This is a genomic window from Sphingobium yanoikuyae, from assembly GCF_034424525.1.
GTDB classification, from domain to species: domain Bacteria; phylum Pseudomonadota; class Alphaproteobacteria; order Sphingomonadales; family Sphingomonadaceae; genus Sphingobium; species Sphingobium yanoikuyae.
In genome coordinates, this window is sequence record NZ_CP139979.1 from 2,901,224 (window position 1) to 2,918,359 (window position 17,136).

At 65.9% G+C, this 17,136-nt stretch carries 19 protein-coding genes and 1 tRNA gene; 15 read left to right on the forward strand and 5 right to left on the reverse strand.

The features are described from left to right. Positions 1–4: 4 nt before the first annotated feature. Genes U0025_RS13360 through U0025_RS13370 form a run of 3 tightly spaced genes read left to right on the forward strand, consistent with a single transcriptional unit; the run spans position 5 to position 3,885 of the window. Complete coding sequence (locus U0025_RS13360) at positions 5–1,615, forward strand: phytoene desaturase family protein (RefSeq protein WP_037491684.1); 1,611 nt, start codon at positions 5–7, stop codon at positions 1,613–1,615. Between the two features lie 54 nt (positions 1,616–1,669). Further along, entirely contained in the window at positions 1,670–2,665 is a 996-nt protein-coding gene (locus tag U0025_RS13365) for an aspartate carbamoyltransferase catalytic subunit (protein WP_004207889.1), read from the forward strand. Beyond that, on the forward strand, positions 2,662–3,885 hold the full coding sequence (locus U0025_RS13370; protein WP_004207890.1) for a dihydroorotase: 1,224 nt from the start codon (positions 2,662–2,664) through the stop codon (positions 3,883–3,885). The genes U0025_RS13365 and U0025_RS13370 overlap by 4 nt, the downstream gene beginning before the upstream one ends. Before the next feature lie 77 nt (positions 3,886–3,962). Here the strand turns inward: U0025_RS13370 and U0025_RS13375 are convergent, their stop codons facing one another. Continuing rightward, a complete protein-coding gene (locus tag U0025_RS13375; RefSeq protein ID WP_004207891.1) occupies positions 3,963–5,111 on the reverse strand; it encodes a GGDEF domain-containing protein in 1,149 nt (382 codons plus the stop codon). A 159-nt stretch (positions 5,112–5,270) separates the two neighbouring features. Between U0025_RS13375 and U0025_RS13380 the strand changes: the two genes are divergently transcribed. From U0025_RS13380 to U0025_RS13410, 7 genes are all read left to right on the forward strand, one after another. Further along, positions 5,271–6,176 (forward strand): YihY/virulence factor BrkB family protein, encoded by a 906-nt coding sequence (locus U0025_RS13380; RefSeq protein WP_004207892.1) that lies wholly within the window; start codon positions 5,271–5,273, stop codon positions 6,174–6,176. Between the two features lie 63 nt (positions 6,177–6,239). After that, a tRNA-Trp gene (locus U0025_RS13385) sits at positions 6,240–6,315 on the forward strand. A gap of 173 nt (positions 6,316–6,488) precedes the next feature. Next, positions 6,489–6,692 (forward strand): preprotein translocase subunit SecE, encoded by a 204-nt coding sequence (gene secE / locus U0025_RS13390; protein ID WP_004207893.1) that lies wholly within the window; start codon positions 6,489–6,491, stop codon positions 6,690–6,692. Positions 6,693–6,728: 36 nt separating this feature from the next. Then, a complete protein-coding gene (nusG, locus tag U0025_RS13395) occupies positions 6,729–7,265 on the forward strand; it encodes a transcription termination/antitermination protein NusG (protein ID WP_004207894.1) in 537 nt (178 codons plus the stop codon). Between the two features lie 269 nt (positions 7,266–7,534). Beyond that, positions 7,535–7,966: a 50S ribosomal protein L11 gene (gene rplK, locus U0025_RS13400; RefSeq protein ID WP_004207895.1), complete on the forward strand. Its 432-nt coding sequence runs from the start codon at positions 7,535–7,537 to the stop codon at positions 7,964–7,966. Between the two features lie 4 nt (positions 7,967–7,970). Next, a complete protein-coding gene (gene rplA, locus U0025_RS13405; RefSeq protein ID WP_004207896.1) occupies positions 7,971–8,669 on the forward strand; it encodes a 50S ribosomal protein L1 in 699 nt (232 codons plus the stop codon). 316 nt (positions 8,670–8,985) lie between these two features. Next, a complete protein-coding gene (locus tag U0025_RS13410) occupies positions 8,986–10,722 on the forward strand; it encodes a DEAD/DEAH box helicase (RefSeq protein ID WP_004207897.1) in 1,737 nt (578 codons plus the stop codon). Positions 10,723–10,794: 72 nt separating this feature from the next. On the opposite strand, the gene ybaL is transcribed toward U0025_RS13410, so the two are convergent. From ybaL to U0025_RS13425, 3 genes are all read right to left on the reverse strand, one after another. Continuing rightward, positions 10,795–12,429, reverse strand: a complete 1,635-nt coding sequence (gene ybaL, locus U0025_RS13415; RefSeq protein ID WP_004207898.1) for a YbaL family putative K(+) efflux transporter — start codon at positions 12,427–12,429, stop codon at positions 10,795–10,797. Positions 12,430–12,493: 64 nt separating this feature from the next. Next, positions 12,494–12,622 (reverse strand): hypothetical protein, encoded by a 129-nt coding sequence (locus tag U0025_RS13420; RefSeq protein ID WP_004207899.1) that lies wholly within the window; start codon positions 12,620–12,622, stop codon positions 12,494–12,496. A gap of 53 nt (positions 12,623–12,675) precedes the next feature. Then, complete coding sequence (locus tag U0025_RS13425) at positions 12,676–13,059, reverse strand: hypothetical protein (RefSeq protein ID WP_004207900.1); 384 nt, start codon at positions 13,057–13,059, stop codon at positions 12,676–12,678. 190 nt (positions 13,060–13,249) lie between these two features. On the opposite strand from U0025_RS13425, the gene rplU reads away from it, so the two are divergent. From rplU to U0025_RS13440, 3 genes are all read left to right on the forward strand, one after another. Beyond that, positions 13,250–13,546, forward strand: a complete 297-nt coding sequence (gene rplU / locus U0025_RS13430; protein WP_004207901.1) for a 50S ribosomal protein L21 — start codon at positions 13,250–13,252, stop codon at positions 13,544–13,546. Between the two features lie 27 nt (positions 13,547–13,573). Further along, entirely contained in the window at positions 13,574–13,843 is a 270-nt protein-coding gene (rpmA, locus tag U0025_RS13435; protein WP_004207902.1) for a 50S ribosomal protein L27, read from the forward strand. Between the two features lie 284 nt (positions 13,844–14,127). Continuing rightward, positions 14,128–14,703 carry a GNAT family N-acetyltransferase gene (locus tag U0025_RS13440; RefSeq protein ID WP_004207905.1) on the forward strand — a complete coding sequence of 192 codons (576 nt, stop codon included), beginning with the start codon at positions 14,128–14,130 and terminating at the stop codon, positions 14,701–14,703. A gap of 36 nt (positions 14,704–14,739) precedes the next feature. Here U0025_RS13440 and U0025_RS13445 read toward each other — a convergent pair whose 3' ends face one another. Beyond that, positions 14,740–15,267 (reverse strand): GNAT family N-acetyltransferase, encoded by a 528-nt coding sequence (locus tag U0025_RS13445; RefSeq protein WP_004207908.1) that lies wholly within the window; start codon positions 15,265–15,267, stop codon positions 14,740–14,742. Positions 15,268–15,321: 54 nt separating this feature from the next. Between U0025_RS13445 and U0025_RS13450 the strand changes: the two genes are divergently transcribed. Further along, positions 15,322–16,002, forward strand: coding sequence for a TetR/AcrR family transcriptional regulator (locus U0025_RS13450; RefSeq protein WP_004207909.1), 681 nt, complete (start codon positions 15,322–15,324; stop codon positions 16,000–16,002). A 30-nt stretch (positions 16,003–16,032) separates the two neighbouring features. Next, entirely contained in the window at positions 16,033–17,127 is a 1,095-nt protein-coding gene (obgE, locus tag U0025_RS13455) for a GTPase ObgE (protein WP_004207911.1), read from the forward strand. Positions 17,128–17,136: the final 9 nt, after the last annotated feature.

Here is a 17,136-nt window from a genome sequence, read left to right on the forward strand (position 1 = left end):
TGTTGTGACCAAAGCCTATGACGCCGTCATCATCGGCGCGGGCCATAATGGCCTCGTCTGCGCCTTCTACCTGGCCCGTGCCGGCTACACGGTGCGCATGGTGGAGCGCCGCGATGTCGTCGGCGGCGCGGCGGTGACCGAGGAATTTCACCCCGGCTTCCGCAACTCGACCGCCAGCTATACGGTCAGCCTGCTCAATCCCAAGGTCATCCGCGACATGAAGCTGGCCGACCATGGCTATCGCGTGATCGAGCGGCCGATCAGCAATTTCCTGCCCCAGCCCGATGGCGGCTATCTGAAGCTGGGCGGCGGGCTGGAGCGGACCCAGGCCGAGTTTGCCCGGTTCAGCGCGCGCGACGCCGCCACGCTGCCGGCCTATTATGACGCGCTGGAAGTGGTCGCCGATGTGTTGCGCGACCTGGTGCTCAAAAGCCCGCCCAATGTCGGCGATGGCCTGACCATGGTGGTCGAGGCGCTGAAACAGGGCCGCCGCGTCGCCGGGCTCGATATCGAGCAACAGCGCGACGTGCTCGACCTGTTCACCAAGTCGGCCCGAACCTTCCTCGACAGCTGGTTCGAGAGCGAGGCGGTCAAGGCCGCCTTCGGCTTCGACGCGGTGGTCGGCAATTTCGCCTCCCCCGACACGCCGGGCAGCGCCTATGTGCTGCTGCACCATGTGTTCGGCGAGGTGAACGGCAAGAAGGGCGCCTGGGGCCACAGCGTCGGCGGCATGGGCACCATCACCCAGGCCATGGCGAAGGTCGTGCAGGCGATGGGCGTCGAGATCAGCCTGGAGGCGCCGGTCGAGCATATATTGGTCGATGGCGACCGCGCCGTCGGCGTGAAGCTGGCCAGCGGCGAGGAAGTGATAGGCGCCAGCATCATCGCCAATGTCGGCCCCAAGCTGCTCTATGAGCGCATGATGCAGCCGGCCGACCTGCCCGCGGACTTCCTGAAACGGATCAAGGCGTTCAAGGCGGGATCGGGCACCTTCCGCATGAATGTCGCGCTTTCCGCCCTGCCCGACTTCACCTGTCTGCCCGGCATTGGCGAGCATCACCAGTCGGGCATCATCATCGCGCCGACGCTCGACTATATGGACCGCGCCTATCTGGATGCGAAGCGCGACGGCTGGTCGAAGGCGCCGATCGTCGAGATGCTGATCCCGTCCACCATCGACGACAGCCTGGCGCCCGAGGGGTGCCATGTCGCCAGCCTCTTCTGTCAGCAATTCGCGCCCGAACTGCCCGACGGGCGCAGTTGGGACGATGAGCGCGAGGCGGCGGCCGACCATATCATCGCCACGGTCGAGGCCCATGCGCCGGGCTTTGCAAAGAGCGTGATCGCCCGCCAGATCCATTCGCCGCTCGACCTGGAACGCAAGTTCGGTCTGGTCGGCGGCGACATCATGCATGGCAATCTGACGCTGGACCAGATGTGGGCGGCGCGGCCTGTGTTGGGCCATGGCGCCTATCGCGGGCCGGTGAAGGGCCTCTATATGTGCGGCGCGGGCACCCATCCGGGCGGCGGCGTCACCGGCGCGCCGGGCCATAATGCCGCGCGTGAGGTGCTGAAGGATCGCGCCCTGTGGGGGAAATGGCGCGGCCGGGCCTGATCGGGTCTTTCCCCGCCTTGCCCCAACCGAAAGCCTGGCCTAAAGACCCGGCTCATGCCCGACATCTTCATTCCTGATGCAACGCCCGAGCTGACTGGCCGGGCGCTGTTCCCGCACCGGCACCTGCTGTCGATCGCCGACCTCAAGCCCTGGGAAATCCGTTTCCTGCTGGACGAGGCCGAACATTGGGCCCGCACCAACAAGGGCCAGGCGCGCAAGCATGACGACCGGCTGGCGGGCATGACCCAGATCAACGCCTTTTTCGAGAACAGCACCCGCACCTTGCTGTCGTTCGAGATCGCCGGCAAGCGGCTGGGCGCCGACGTCGTCAACATGGCCGCCGCCACGTCCAGCGTGAAGAAGGGCGAGACCCTGATCGACACCGCCATGACGCTCAACGCCATGGCCGCCGACGTGATCGTCATCCGCCATGCCAGTTCCGGCGCGGTCGCGCTGATCGCCGACAAGGTCGACTGCCCGGTGCTGAACGCGGGCGATGGCTGGCACCAGCATCCGACGCAGGCGCTGCTCGATGCGCTCACCATCCGCCGCCGCAAGGGCGGGTTCGAGGGGCTGGTGGTCGCCATCTGCGGCGATGTGCTGCACAGCCGCGTTGCCCGATCCAACATGCTCTGCCTCGCGGCGCTGGGCGCACAGGTGCGTGCGGTCGCCCCGCCCACCCTGTTGCCGCCCGAGGTCGAAATGCTGGGCGCCACCCCCTATAGCCGTATGGAAGACGGGCTGGATGGCGCCGATGTCGTCATGATGCTGCGCCTGCAGAATGAGCGGATGGACGGCGCCTTCATCCCGTCGGCGCGCGAATATCATGCGCTCTATGGCCTGACGCCCGAACGGCTGGCGATCGCCAAGCCCGATGCCCTTGTCATGCACCCCGGCCCGATGAACCGGGGCGTCGAGATCACCAGCACGGTGGCGGACGATCCCGATCGGTCGGCGATCACCGAACAGGTGGCGATGGGCGTGGCGGTGCGCATGGCGTGCCTGGATGTTTTGACGCGCACGGCGCGCGGTGTGGAAGGCTGGGCATGAGCAGGATCGCAATCGTCAACGGCAAGCTGGCCGATCCGGCGGGCGACTCCCTTGTCCCCGGCACCGTCCTGATCGAGGGTGACCGCATCCTGGCCACCGGCGCGGTCGACATTCCCGCCGACGCGCAGCAGGTCGATGCCGGCGGGCTGGTGGTCGCGCCGGGCCTCATCGACCTAGGCGTCTTCGCCACCGACAAGCCGGCCTTCCACTTTGGCGGCATCACCCGCGCCGCCCTGATGCCCGACCAGCGCGCGCCGCTGGACGAGGTCGGCCTGATCCGGGAAGCGACCCGCGCGGGCAAGCCCGACTTCTGGGTCCACCCGATCGCCGCCGCGACCCGCGGCCTCAAGGGCACGGAAATGGCCGAAATGGGCCTGATGCAGATCGCCGGCGCCAAGGCAGTCGGCACCGGCCGCCAGTGGATCGCCGATTCGGGCGTGATGCTGCGCATCCTCTCCTACGCCTCGGGGCTGGGGCTCACCGTCATCGCCCATGCCGAGGATGGCGGCCTGTCCGCCAAGGCGGTGGCGACCAGTGGCGAGACCGCGACGCGTCTGGGCCTTGCCCACGCCCCGGCCTGCGCCGAGGCGATGGCGATCGCGCGCGACATCATGCTGGCGCGCGAAACCGGCGCCGCCATCCATTTCCGCCTGGTCACGACCAAGGCCGGTTTCGACCTGATCCGCGCAGCCAAAGCCGAAGGCCTGAAAGTCAGCTGCGGCATCAGCCCGGCCTATCTGTTCCTGAACGATCAGGCGATGACCGACTTCCGCACCTTTGCGCGCCTGTCGCCGCCGCTGCGATCCGATGCCGACCGCCATGCCAGCATCGCCGCCGTCGCCGACGGCACGGTCGATGTCATCACATCAGGCCATGATCCGCGCGGGCCGGAGGACAAGCGCCTGCCCTTCGCCGACGCGTCGCCCGGCATGGCCGGCGCCGAAACACTGCTCGCCTTGTCGCTCAACCTTGTGCGCGAAGGCCATGTCAGCCTCAACCGGCTGATGACCCTGCTCAGCGCCAATCCGGCGAAGATCCTTGGCGTCAATGCCGGCAGCTTCGCGCCCGGCAGCGCCGCCGACCTGATCCTGGTCGATCCCGACGCGCCATGGATCGTCGATTCGGCGAAGATGGCAGCCTCGGCCGGCAACACGCCGTTCGACAAGGTGCCGGTGCAGGGCCGCGCCCGGCGCATCATGAAGGGCGGGCAGTTCTTCTAGAGCCTGATCGTCTGAGGTGGAAGCGCTCGGCGCTTTCACCGATGGCGTGAATCAGGCTCTATTCCTTGAATCAAAGCCTAAGCGAACTGGCGTTGCGGCCCCACAAATCGCCATCCCTTGCGCTGCCGCTTGTCCGCATAGAGCCGCGTGTCGGCGACATGCAGGACGGCGGCGGCCTCCGCCCCGTCCTGCGGGAAGGTCGCGATGCCAAAGCTGCTGCCGACCGACAGGCTGCGCCCCTGCCATCCTACCGGCGCGGCGATCGCCTGCCGGATGCCGGGCATGCGCCGATGCAGGGCGTCGACATCGGTTTCCGCGTCATGGAGCAGCGCAAATTCGTCGCCGCCCAGTCGCGCGATGCTCACCGCATCCGGCATCAAGGCCCGCAACCGACTACCCAATGATGTCAGCAGGGCATCCCCTGCCTGATGGCCATGCTGGTCATTGCACTGTTTGAAGCCGTCGAGATCGGCGAGCAGCACGCTGAAGGCCGCGCCCCGCTCCACCCGTTCTTCGATCGCGCGCATGAAACTCAGCCGGTTGTCGAGTCCGGTCAGCGCATCGGTGCCAGCCAGCCGCGCCAGTTCGCGCTGCGACACCAGCATCGCCACCGTCTCGCGAAACTTCCCCAGCACCAGATTGGCCTGCATCACCGTGACGATCGCCATCATCACCGCCATCGCCCGCACGCCCAGATTGTCATAGAGCGCCATCTTCACCAGGATCGGCAACACCGCCGCGCCCATCGCGCCGATCGCGGCGCGCGGCACGCTGAGCAGGGTCGTCGCCGCAACCAGCGCGCCGATGCCAATGAACACCGGCGCCACCATGCAATAATAGATTTCGGTTTCGGTGAAGGCGTTGACCGCCCACAGCCCCGCCACCAGTCCAGCCCCGGTCGCGACATGGGCGACCCGCATCAGGCTGCGCGCCTGCACCCCGGCGTCGGTCGCGATCGGCACGCCGCGCCAGCGCTGCAGGGATAGCGCGCAGGCCAGTAAGATCAGCGCGGGCGGCGTCACCTGTTGCCACAAGGGCAGATCGCCCATCACCGCGAGCGCCATGGCGACGGCATTGGCCATGATCAGCAGGCACAAAAGCGGCAGCGCCTGATGGAAGCGGCGATATTGCGTATCCAGCACAGCCTCGCGCGCGCTGTCCGGCACCGGTGCCGTGAACGGGCCGTCCCAGCCCTTCAGCCGCTGTTGCCAGCGCTTTTCCGCCACTTGTCCGCTCCCTGCCGCCTCGCTGCGATCGGCCGTTGGTAGCGAAAGGGGGTTAATCCTCCAACAACGGGAAACCCTAACCGGGGAAAACCATGAGAGAGGCGAATCAGGGAACCCTATCGCCGTTCAGGCGCTACCCCTGTTCAGCAGGGGATATGCATGACCGAAACGATCGCCCAGCAGGTGCATGCCAATGCGCCTTGGAAAATCCCGCCGCGTGCCTGGTGGGAGATATTGAAGCGCGTCTATGCCGCCATGTCGGCCAATCATCTGGGCCTGCTGTCCGCCGGCGTCGCTTATTATGCCTTCCTGTCGATCGCCCCGCTGCTGGCCGCCGTCGTCCTGACCTATGGCCTGGTCGGCGATCCGCAGATCGTCGCCCGCCACATGCAGGCGATCATCACCGTCGTGCCCGCCGATGCCGCCCAGCTGATCAACGACCAGTTGCTGGGCATGGTCAGCGCGCGCAAGCCGGCGATCGGCTTCGGCCTGTTCCTGGCGCTGGGGCTGGCGGTCTATGGCGCGACCCGCGCCGCGTCCGCGATCATGGAAGCACTCAACATCGTCTATGCGCAGAAAGAGGGACGCAACATCTTCGCCTTCTATCGCGTGTCGATGGGAATCACCTTTTCCGCCGTGCTGGTGGTGGTCGCCGGCGTCGTGACCGCGACGATCATCGGCCTGCTCCAGAAGTTGCTGACCAACTGGGGACCGGGCGTGCTGTTCGCGATCAAGGCGACGACCTGGATCTGCGCCGGCCTGCTCGCCAGCAGCATCTTCGGCCTGATCTACCGCTTCGGCCCGCATCGCCGCCGGGTGCAATGGCAATGGCTGACCGTTGGATCGATCGCCGCGACGCTGTTCTGGCTGGTGGCGACGCTGGGCGTCTCCTTCTACGTCTCGACCTTTGGCGATTACAACAAGACCTATGGTTCGCTCGCGGCCGTGGTGATCCTGCAGCTCTGGCTCTTCGTGTCGGCCTATATCGTGCTGCTGGGGGCCCAGATCAACGCGGAAGCCGAGCGTCAGACCAGCGCGCATATTCTTGTTGAAGAAGTTGCATAAAGTCGCTTGCCCTCCCCGATAGGCCACGCTAAAGCGCCCTCCTTCGCTGGCTCGGGCCAGTGCAGGAGTGTAGCTCAGTTGGTAGAGCGTCGGTCTCCAAAACCGAATGCCGTGGGTTCGAGTCCCTCCACTCCTGCCACGCGAACTAGCCGCGAACCTTGAACAATCACGGGTTCGCGGCTAAGTGCGCTTAGCGAAGCATCGGTCGCGAAGCGCGACTGCCTCTCCCGACACCGACTTATCGCGGGAAACGGGAGGGCGGACCGCCGTTTCGCGCTTTGGTATTGATTTTGAAGGTGAGCTGACAGCGCGATGGCGAAGACTTCTCCGAGCGAATTCGTCAATCAGGTGCAGACCGAAGCGAAGAAGATCGTTTGGCCGACCGGCCGTGAAACGATCATGACCGCGATCATGGTCGTCATCATGACCTCATTGCTGGGCATCTTCTTCTTCGGTATCGACACCTTCTTCGGTGCGATCGTCCAGTGGCTGCTGAGCCTCGCATCGGGTCGTTGAACGCACGGCGTTCAAAAGGGAGTTTAAGACGGTAACATGGCGCGCTGGTACATCATCCACGCCTATTCGGGCTTCGAGAACAAGGTCAAGGAATCGATCCTGACCGAGGCCGAGCGCATGGGCCTGTCGCAACTGGTCGAGCAGGTCGAGGTTCCGACCGAGACCGTGACCGAAGTGAAGCGCGGCAAGAAGGTTCAGGTCGAACGCAAGTTCATGCCGGGCTATGTCCTTGCCAAGCTGGCGATGAACGACGACGTCTATCACCTCGTCAAGAACACGCCCAAGGTCACCGGTTTCCTGGGTTCGTCGGGCAAGCCCCAGGCGATCAGCGAGAGCGAAGCCGCCCGCTATTTCGGCGCCCAGAAGGAAGCCGCCGCCGCCCCGAAGCACAAGGTCAATGTCGATTACGAAATCGGCGACAGCGTCAAGGTGCTGGATGGCCCCTTCGCCAGCTTCAACGGCGTGGTCGAGGAACTGGATTTCGAAAAGAACCGGGTCAAGGTGTCGGTGTCGATCTTCGGTCGCGCCACCCCGGTGGAACTGGACTTCGAACAGGTCGAACTGTCGAAGTAAGCATCGCCGCAAGGCTGTTCAAAAAGGGTCGCCCGCTTTTCAGCCGGCGGCCCTTTTTGTTGGGGAAGCCCTGCGCTTTCGGCCGAATCGACCGAATGACAGACTCCCCCTTCCCTTTGGACAAGAAGGTCGCTATAGGGCCGCGCTTCCATGCCTCCCCACGGGGCGGCTGGACATGTGCGGGAGGTTCCCTTGCGGGAGCCGCTAGACCGCTAAACTTGAACCGGCAGATCTGCCCAGCAGGCCTGCCAGCTATAGAGTGAGTGAAAATGGCCAAGAAGATTACGGGCTATATCAAGCTCCAGGTGCCCGCCGGAGCCGCCAACCCCTCGCCGCCGATCGGCCCTGCCCTGGGTCAGCGCGGCGTGAACATCATGGAATTCTGCAAGGCGTTCAACGCCTCGACGGAAAAGATGGACAAGGGCACCCCGCTGCCGACCATCATCACCGTCTATGCGGACCGTTCGTTCACCTTCGTGACGAAGCAGCCGCCGGCCACCTACCTGATCAAGAAGGCCGTCAACCTGAAGTCGGGCTCGAAGGAGCCGGGCAAGGTCGTCGCTGGCAAGATCACCCGCGCCCAGCTCGCCGAAATCGCCCAGGCGAAGATGGCTGACCTGAACGCGAACGACATCGACGCTGCAACGAAGATCATCGAAGGTTCCGCTCGCGCGATGGGCCTCGAAGTGGTGGAGGGCTAAGACCATGGCAAAGCTGACCAAGAAGGCGAAGGCCCTGGCGACCGCGATCGACCGCGAAAAGCTGCACGGCGTTGACGAGGCACTGGGCCTGATCAAGACCCACGCCACCGCCAAGTTCGACGAAAGCGTCGAAATCGCGATCAACCTGGGCGTTGACCCGCGTCACGCCGACCAGATGGTCCGTGGCGTCGTCACCCTGCCCGCCGGCACCGGCAAGGACGTTCGCGTCGCCGTGTTCGCCCGCAACGACAAGGCTCAGCAGGCGCTCGACGCCGGTGCCGACATCGTGGGCGCCGAAGACCTGCTCGAATCGATCCAGGCCGGCAACATCGACTTCCAGCGCGTCATCGCCACCCCCGACATGATGGGTCTGGTGGGTCGCCTGGGTAAGGTTCTGGGCCCCAAGGGCCTGATGCCGAACCCGAAGCTGGGCACCGTCACGCCGAACGTCGCCGAAGCCGTGAAGGCCGCCAAGGGTGGTCAGATCGAATTCCGCGTCGAAAAGGCCGGCATCATCCACGCTGGCCTCGGCAAGTCGAGCTTCTCGGCTGAAGACCTGCGCAAGAATTTCGACGCGTTCGTCGACGCGATCGTCAAGGCGAAGCCCTCGGGCTCGAAGGGCAAGTATGTCCGCAAGATCGCCCTGTCGTCGTCGATGGGTCCGGGCGTGAAGGTCGACGTGGCCGAAGTCGCCTCGATCTGATCCCGTTGGGATAAGAATTAAAGGGGCCGCCTTCCCTCCTTGCGGGGGAAGGCGGCCTTCTTATTTTATAGGACCAGCCGCTCACTCAAGAAGCGGCCCGAGGGCCACAAGGCCGGGCAAAGGGGCATTCGCCGCCTGCGCCATAGGGGGACACCCCTCCACCGTCGGCGATGTCGACGGTCCCCCTCCCCCGACAAGGGGAGGATTTTGGAACCAGGGACGCGACCTACCCCTGGGCTCTCCATGGCGGGAGCATGGCAGGTCTTCACGTATCCGTCGGGAATGGCGGGTCGCTTTACCGATGGAAAACGAAAAAATGTCTTTTGAACATCTCCCCTCCATGCTCGCCCAGGCGCTGACCACCAAGGGCTATGAGAGCCTGACCCCGGTCCAGTCCGAAGTGACGCAGGACGAAGCGCAGGGCCGCGACCTGCTGGTGTCGGCACAGACCGGCTCGGGCAAGACCGTCGCCTTCGGCCTGGCCATGGCCGCCGAACTGCTGACCGGTGGCGACAAGCTGCCCGTCGCCGGCCTGCCGCTGGCGCTGGTGATCGCGCCGACGCGCGAACTGGCGCTGCAGGTCAGCCGCGAGCTGGAATGGCTCTATGGCGCCGCCCGCGCCCGCATCGCCACCTGTGTCGGCGGCATGGACGCCGCCAAGGAACGCCGCGCGCTCAGCCATGGCGCCCATATCGTCGTCGGCACCCCCGGCCGCCTGCGCGACCATCTGGAACGCGGCGCGCTGGACCTGTCGGGAATGCGCACCGTCGTCCTCGACGAAGCGGACGAAATGCTCGACATGGGCTTCCGCGAGGATCTGGAAGGCATATTGGACAGCGCCCCGGAAGATCGCCGCACCCTGCTCTTCTCCGCCACCATGCCCAAGCCGATCGTCGCGATGGCCAAGCGCTATCAGTCGGACGCGCTGCGCATCTCGACCGTGGGCGAAGAACGCGGCCATGGCGACATCAGCTACCAGGCCGTCACCGTCGCCCCGTCGGACATCGAGAATGCGGTGGTCAACCTGCTGCGCTATCATGAAGCCGAAACCGCGATCCTGTTCTGCGCCACCCGCGACAATGTCCGCCATCTGCATAGCAGCCTGACCGAGCGTGGCTTCGCCGCCGTGGCGCTGTCGGGCGAGCATAGCCAGAATGAGCGCAACCACGCGCTTCAGGCGCTGCGCGACAAGCGCGCCCGCGTCTGCGTCGCCACCGACGTCGCCGCACGCGGCATCGATCTGCCCAGCCTGACGCTGGTGGTCCATGTCGAACTGCCGCGCGACGCCGAGACGATGCAGCACCGTTCGGGCCGCACCGGTCGCGCCGGCAAGAAGGGCACCGCCGTCCTGATCGTCCCCTATCCGCGTCGCCGCCGTGTCGAATCGATGCTGCGTGGCGCCAAGATTCCGGTCGAATGGGGCACCCCGCCCAGCAAGGAAGCGATCCTGGAACAGGACAATGCCCGCCTGCGCTCGACCCTGATGGAAAAGGCCGAGCTGGACGAGGCCGACTGGGCGCTGGGCGCCGAGCTGCTGGCGGAAAAGTCGGCCAAGGAAATCGCCGCGATGCTGGTGAAGAGCGCCCGCGCCTCGCTGCCCGCGCCCGAGGAACTGCTGGACCGCAGCGAAGCGCCGCCGCGCCAGGAAGGGCCGCGTCCGGGCTTCGAGGATACCCAGTGGTTCCGCATGGACATCGGCCGTCGCCAGAATGCCGATCCGCGCTGGATCCTGCCGCTGATCTGTCGTCGTGGCCATGTGTCGCGCGGCGACATCGGCGCGATCCGCATCACCACCAACGAAACCATGTTCGAAATCCCGCGCGCGATCGCCAGCCGCTTCATGTCTGCGGTGAAGCGCTCGGGCGAGGCCAATGACGAGGGCGCCGACGTGGCGTTCGAGATGATCGACGGCGCCCCGCGCGAGCAGGCCCGCGACAATCGCCGCCAAGGCAATCGCTCGAACGACCGTGGCCCGCGTCCGGCCGGTTACGCGCCCCGCCCCTTCAAGGGCGGGCCCAAGCGCCCCGGCGGCCCGCGCAAGCCGCGTGGCTAAAGCCGGCGACATGACGTCCTGAAAAGGGCGGTGAACGTTCGATCATCGTTCACCGCCCTTTTTCTTTGTCCCTCAGCCGACGCCGCAAAGCTGCAGCATGCGCCCGGCCAGTTCGCGTTCGCCCATGACGACATGGCGCACGCCCAGCGCTTCGAGATGCGCGACCTCGGCATCGCTATGGGCGCGGGCGATCACCTGCAAATTGGGGTTGAGATGGCGGGCATGCTCGTTGATCGCGCCGCCCTCGAACCCTTCGGGCACGGCGATCAGCAGATAGCGCGCCTCGCATATGCCCGCCGCCAGCAGGTGTCGGTCCTCCAGCGCATTGCCGCGCACCACCGACAGTCCGGCCTCTTCCGCTTCCTCGACCCGTTCGGGATCGCCCTCGATCACCACGAACTGGACATGACGCTCGGCCAGACGCTTGGCGATCAGCTTGCCGACCCGGCCATAGCCGACCAGGATGACATGGCCGAGGCGCGGCTGATCGGTCGCGGTGTCGGCCTGCGCCTCATCCTCCTCCTTCTTGTGATCGCGCACGATCAGCGAGAAGAGGATCGGGTTGATGAAGATCGACACGATCGCACCGGCAAGGATCAGATCGCGCGCCTCAGCCGGCAGGACGCCCAGCCCCGCCCCCAGCGACGCCAGGATGAAGGAAAATTCGCCGATCTGCGCCAGGCTGGCGGCGATCGTCAGCGCCGTGACATTGGGATGGCCAAAGGCACGGACGATGCCCCAGGCGGCGATCGACTTGCCCACCACGATGATGAGGACCGTTGCCAGCAACGGCAGCGGCTGTTCCACCACCACCGCGGGGTTGAACAACATGCCGACCGACACGAAGAACAGCACCGCAAAGGCGTCGCGCAGCGGCAGCGTCTCCTCGGTCGCGCGACGGCTGAGCGGCGTTTCGCCCAGGATCATGCCGGCAAAGAAGGCGCCCAGCGCAAAGGACACGTCGAACACGATGGCGGCACCGAAAGCGACACCCAGCGCAATCGCCAGCACGGCGAGGCGGAACAGTTCTCGCGACCCGCTATGCACGACCCAGTGCAGCGCCCAGGGGATGAGGCGGCGGCCGACAACCAGCATCAGCACGACGAAGCCGACGACCTTGAGCAAGGTACCGACCAGCGGCGCAATCAGCGCGCTTGCCCCGCCGCCCGCATCGGCATTGTTCATCACCCCCGCCAGCGCCGGCAGCAGGACGAGGGCAAGGACCATCACCAGATCCTCGACGATCAGCCAGCCGACCGCGATGCGTCCGCGCCGGGTTTCGACCAGGTCCGCCCCCTGCAGCGCGCGCAGCAGCACGACCGTGCTGGCGACCGACAAAGCCAGGCCAAAGACCAGCCCGCCCATCAGCGGCCAGCCCATCAGATAGCCAAGGCCCATGCCGAGCAGGGTTGCGACCGCGATCTGCACGATCGCGCCGGGCACGGCGATCGCCTTGACCGACAATAGATCCTTGAGTGAAAAATGCAGGCCGACGCCGAACATCAGCAATATGACGCCGATTTCGGCCAGTTCATTGGCCAGGCCGCTGTCGGCGACGAAGCCGGGGGTGAAGGGGCCGACCATGATGCCGGCGACCAGATAGCCGACCAGCGGCGATAATTTCAGGCGATGGGCAATGGCGCCCATGATGAAGGCCACGACGAGGCCGGCAACGATCGTCCCGATAAGGGGCGTGTGGTGGGGCATGAAATTCCTTCCCTGTCCGCCGGCAGCAGGCCCTCATCCTGCCGCCGGCGCGGAACATTGTCTATTATTCGACGATGCCGAGCATCGCGATCGAGAGCAGGGCGCCGGCGGCGCCGAGCCCTGCCATGACGACAGGCATGAACCAGCCGGGCGGATTGCGCGGGCCACCGCGCATCTTTCTTTTGCGGGGCATGATCTCAATTCCTTCTGTCTGACGGACGCCCGCCATGGCGGGCGGGAAAAATGTCAGAGGAAGGCGGGCGGGGCGCGGGCGCGGCGACTCCGCGCGCGAAGATGGCTGTAGCGGCCTGCCAGCAGCGGCAGGGGCGCGTCGGGCGCCAGACGGCGCCAGGAGAGCATGAGGGCGAGCGCCGCCGCCAGCAGCCAGGGCAAGGCCATCCCATCCCCATCAGGGCGGGGCGCGCGGGCCAGATGCGGCGCGGGCAGCGAGCGCGCCTTGAGCACCACGCCGGTCGTGGCCGAACTGAAGGCGGAGCCATTGAGCTTGCTGGAAGGCGGACCGTCCGGCGCGATTGCGCACAGAAGCGCGACCAGGATCGCAGCCCACAGCGATGCGATGAAGGGCAGCCTGCCCTTGCCGGTCGCATCCTGGGGATGTAATCTGCTCATCGGCGCTTATATTCCCTTCCATCACCGATGTAGGAAGACTAAGAGCCAAAAACCAGCCCACAAGCTGGGCCCATGGCGGTTGACAGAATCGAGTCATTCCACTACCGGGCCACATTCCCGCGCGGGTCGAACAGGCTTTTTGTCCTCGACGATCTGCGTAAAGCAGATTTGAACGAGAAGAGACCAAGCCATGTTCGCTATCGTGCGCACGGGCGGCAAGCAGTATCGCGTCGCCGCCGGAGATAAGATCGTCGTTGAAAAGCTCGCTGGCGAAGCCGGCGACAAGGTTACGCTGGACGACGTCCTGCTGGCCGGCGAAGGCGGCGACCTGAAGGACGCAGCCAAGCTGACCGTCGCAGCCGAAATCATTGCGCAGGCGAAGGGCGAGAAGGTCATCGTCTTCAAGAAGCGTCGTCGTCACAACTATCGCCGCAAGAACGGCCACCGCCAGAATCACACGATCCTCAAGATCGTGTCGATCGCCTGAGCGCAGCTTAGATAAGGAGTTTAGGTCATGGCACATAAGAAAGCTGGCGGTTCGTCGCGTAACGGTCGCGATTCTGAGTCGAAGCGCCTTGGCGTGAAGAAGTTCGGCGGTCAGGAAGTGATCGGCGGCAACATCATCATTCGCCAGCGCGGCACCCGCGTATATCCCGGCCGTAACGTCGGCATGGGCAAGGATCACACCCTCTTCGCCCTGGGCGAAGGTCGCGTCGTGTTCCACGACGGCAAGCTCGGCCGCAAATATGTATCGGTCGACGCGGTAGCCGCGGCAGCCGAATAACGGACGATCGATGACGGGTCGTCCTTCGCAAAAGGGACGTCCCGCCTGATCGGTTGCGCACATAAGTGCGTCGATCGGGATCGAGGGAAAAAAGGGCGCCCCTTCACAGGGAGCGCCCTTTTTCCGTTCTGACGAACATCACCGGGCACTCCTCCCGATTTCCCTCAAACCTCTGGAACTACTGGCCTTCTCGCGCGTCGTGCGGGCGGGGCTCAGCCAGAGAAGACCGTCGTCAAGCCGTCATGATTGGCAGCTATTGGCGCGCACGAAGAGGAGAGACGTGAATGTTCGCCCGTACCCCCCGCCTGCTGCTGCGGCCAGGCTGGATGGAAGATGCCCCCGCCCTGGCCCAGGCCATCGGCAATGACGCGGTCCTGCGCAATCTGAGCCGCGCCCCCGCCCCCTATGGCCTGGCCGATGCCGAAGCCTTCCTGGCGCTGCCGCAGGATTCGCGCATGCCGCGCCTGCTGGCCTTCACCCGCACCCAGGGCGCGCCGCGCCTGGTGGGCGGCTGCGGCATCCATGAAGCCGAGGATGGCACGCCGGAACTGGGCTACTGGATCGCCCGTCCCTATTGGGGCCTGGGCTTCGCCACGGAGGCGGCCCGCGCCGTCATGAGCATCGCCCGCGCGCATAATCTGCCGGCGGTCCGCGCCGTCCATTTCGCCGACAATCGCGCGTCGGGCCATGTCCTGCGCAAGATCGGTTTCCGCGCCAATGGCACGGTCGAGCGGCGCTACAGCCCCGCCCGCGGGGCCGAGGCCGACTGCCTGGTCTTCGACGAGGGCGAGGCCGCCCGCATGAGCGTGGACTTTGCCCTGGACCTATATGGCGACGCGCTGCCGGCGCTTGCCGCTTGACTGAAGTGTGCGGGCGCCGATCAGGGCGCCCGCGTCTCACCTCTGACAGGGCCGATCGAAGACACGGGTCGGCGCGCCATGGAAATCGACTTCGGCCAGCGCGGCAAAGCCCAGCTTCTCCGCCACCTTGATCGACCCGCCATTGTCGGGCGCGATGATGCAGCGGATCGACGGCGCCGCCAGATGCGCATCGGTCCAGGCAAAGATCGCCGCCATCGCCTCGGTCGCGATGCCGCGCCCCCAGGCGGCCGGCCCCAGCACCCAGCCCGCTTCCGGCACGCCGTCCAGTTCGGCCAGCCCCCGCGCCGCGCTCAGCAGCCCCGCCTCGCCCAGCAATTCGCCATTGGTGCGATCCTCGATCGCCCACATGCCATAGCCGAGCAGCGCCCACATGCCGGCATAGCGCAGGATGCGGAACCAGACCGCCTGCGCATCGAGCGCCGCGCCGCCGATGAAACGCACCACGTCCGGATCGGCCCATAGCGCCTGGCAGGCGGGATAATCCTCCACCCGATGCGGGCGCAGGATCAGGCGGTCGGTGGTGAGGATCGGTGCAGCGGTCATCGCCAATCTATGGGCGGCCGCGCAGGGGCCGGTCAAGCGACCCCGCACATGGCTATGGCCTTCCCCCGCCCCCTGTGTCATGGGCAAGGCACGTTGCCCGAACCGATCCCCCTCAAGCGCTCGCGCCTCAGCCCCGACGAAAGTCGCCTGATTGCGCTGGAAGCCGCCCGCGACCTGCTGCTGGAAGCGGGGCCGCAGGCCGTCACGTTGAAGGCGGTGGGCAATCGCATCGGCCGCACCCACGCCAATCTGCTCCATCATTTCGGATCGGCCGCCGGCCTGCAGAAGGCGCTCGCCGGCTATCTGGCCGACGCCATCACCGCCACGATCGGCGACGCGGTGAACGCTGCCCGGCGTGGCGAGGTCGAACCCCGGCGGATCGTCGACATGACCTTCGACGCCTTCGACGCGGGCGGCGCCGGCGCGCTGGCCAGCTGGATGCTGGCGTCGGGCAATGAGGATGCGCTCGACCCGGTGGTGGATGCGATCCACCGGCTGGTCGACAAGCTGGCCGCGACGGCGCTGCGCCCGCAACTGGCAGAGGTGATCCGCGACAACACGCTGATGCTGGTCCTGCTGGCGCTGGGCGATTCGCAGATGGGCGGCCCGATGGCCGCTGCACTGGGCCTCAATCGCGAGAAAGCGCGCGAACTGGCGGCCCGCAGCCTGGTCTCCGCCCTGACCGAAGAAGCCCGGTTGACGGCGACGGCAAAAGTGTCGCAAGCTAAGGTTTAATTTTGCCCAAGAAGACGCTATGGGCGCGCCATGCATTTTCTCGATCAAGCAAAAATCTATATCAAGTCCGGCTGGGGCGGTCCCGGCGCGGTCAGCTTTCGGCGTGAAAAATATGTCGAATATGGCGGCCCGGACGGCGGCAATGGCGGCAAGGGCGGCGACATCATCTTCGAGGCCGTGGCCGGCCTCAACACGCTGATCGACTTCCGCTACACCCAGCATTTCAAGGCGCAGCGCGGCATGCCCGGCATGGGCAAGAACCGCTATGGCGCCGGCGGCAACGACCTGATCGTCAAGGTGCCGGTCGGCACCCAGATCCTGTCCGATCCCCAGCCGATCGAGGGGACCGAGGACGAAGACGGCTATCCCGAATATGAGGAACAGGAAATCCTGGCCGACTTCACCGAGGTGGGCCAGCGTGTGAGCTTCCTGCGCGGCGGCGATGGCGGCCGCGGCAACCTGTCTTACAAGACCAGCACCAACCGGGCGCCGCGCCAGCATGGCACCGGCTGGCCAGGTCAGGAAATGTGGGTCTGGCTGCGCCTCAAGCTGCTGGCCGATGTTGGCCTGGTCGGCATGCCCAACGCCGGCAAGTCGACCCTGATCAACCAGGTGACGAACACCAAGGCGAAGGTCGGCGCCTATGCCTTCACCACCACCAAGCCGCAGCTTGGCGTGGTGCTGCATCGTGACCGTGAATTCGTGCTGGCCGACATTCCCGGCCTGATCGCGGGCGCGGCCGAGGGCGCGGGCATCGGCGACCGGTTCCTGGGCCATATCGAACGCTGCCGCGTGCTGCTGCACCTGATCGACGCGACCGGCGACGATCCGGTCGAAGCCTTCCGCATCGTCACCGACGAACTCGCCGCCTATGGCGGCGGGCTGGACGAAAAGCCGCAGATCGTAGTGCTCAACAAGGGCGACCTGCTGGGCCAGGAACTGATGGAAGACATTGCCGAGCAGCTGCGCGAGCAGGCCGGCGTGGAAGATGTCTTCATCATCTCCGGCGCGACCGGCGAAGGCGTCACCCCTTTGCTCGACGCCGTGCTGGAAATGCTCGACGAGGATCGTGAAGAGGACGACGCCGACGACAGCGACGGCGAAGCCACCTGGTCGCCGATCTGAACGGATCAT

Bases quoted from the DNA above. Each gene is read 5' to 3' on its own strand.
- rplK (WP_004207895.1), top strand. From the start codon at position 7,535: ATGGCCAAGAAGATTACGGGCTATATCAAGCTCCAGGTGCCCGCCGGA.
- U0025_RS13365 (WP_004207889.1), top strand. From the start codon at position 1,670: ATGCCCGACATCTTCATTCCTGATGCAACGCCCGAGCTGACTGGCCGG.
- rplA (WP_004207896.1), top strand. From the start codon at position 7,971: ATGGCAAAGCTGACCAAGAAGGCGAAGGCCCTGGCGACCGCGATCGAC.
- ybaL (WP_004207898.1), bottom strand. From the start codon at position 12,429: ATGCCCCACCACACGCCCCTTATCGGGACGATCGTTGCCGGCCTCGTC.
- rplU (WP_004207901.1), top strand. From the start codon at position 13,250: ATGTTCGCTATCGTGCGCACGGGCGGCAAGCAGTATCGCGTCGCCGCC.
- secE (WP_004207893.1), top strand. From the start codon at position 6,489: ATGGCGAAGACTTCTCCGAGCGAATTCGTCAATCAGGTGCAGACCGAA.
- U0025_RS13425 (WP_004207900.1), bottom strand. From the start codon at position 13,059: ATGAGCAGATTACATCCCCAGGATGCGACCGGCAAGGGCAGGCTGCCC.
- rpmA (WP_004207902.1), top strand. From the start codon at position 13,574: ATGGCACATAAGAAAGCTGGCGGTTCGTCGCGTAACGGTCGCGATTCT.
- U0025_RS13370 (WP_004207890.1), top strand. From the start codon at position 2,662: ATGAGCAGGATCGCAATCGTCAACGGCAAGCTGGCCGATCCGGCGGGC.
- U0025_RS13440 (WP_004207905.1), top strand. From the start codon at position 14,128: ATGTTCGCCCGTACCCCCCGCCTGCTGCTGCGGCCAGGCTGGATGGAA.
- U0025_RS13410 (WP_004207897.1), top strand. From the start codon at position 8,986: ATGTCTTTTGAACATCTCCCCTCCATGCTCGCCCAGGCGCTGACCACC.
- U0025_RS13420 (WP_004207899.1), bottom strand. From the start codon at position 12,622: ATGCCCCGCAAAAGAAAGATGCGCGGTGGCCCGCGCAATCCGCCCGGC.
- U0025_RS13450 (WP_004207909.1), top strand. From the start codon at position 15,322: ATGGCCTTCCCCCGCCCCCTGTGTCATGGGCAAGGCACGTTGCCCGAA.
- U0025_RS13445 (WP_004207908.1), bottom strand. From the start codon at position 15,267: ATGACCGCTGCACCGATCCTCACCACCGACCGCCTGATCCTGCGCCCG.
- U0025_RS13380 (WP_004207892.1), top strand. From the start codon at position 5,271: ATGACCGAAACGATCGCCCAGCAGGTGCATGCCAATGCGCCTTGGAAA.
- obgE (WP_004207911.1), top strand. From the start codon at position 16,033: ATGCATTTTCTCGATCAAGCAAAAATCTATATCAAGTCCGGCTGGGGC.
- nusG (WP_004207894.1), top strand. From the start codon at position 6,729: ATGGCGCGCTGGTACATCATCCACGCCTATTCGGGCTTCGAGAACAAG.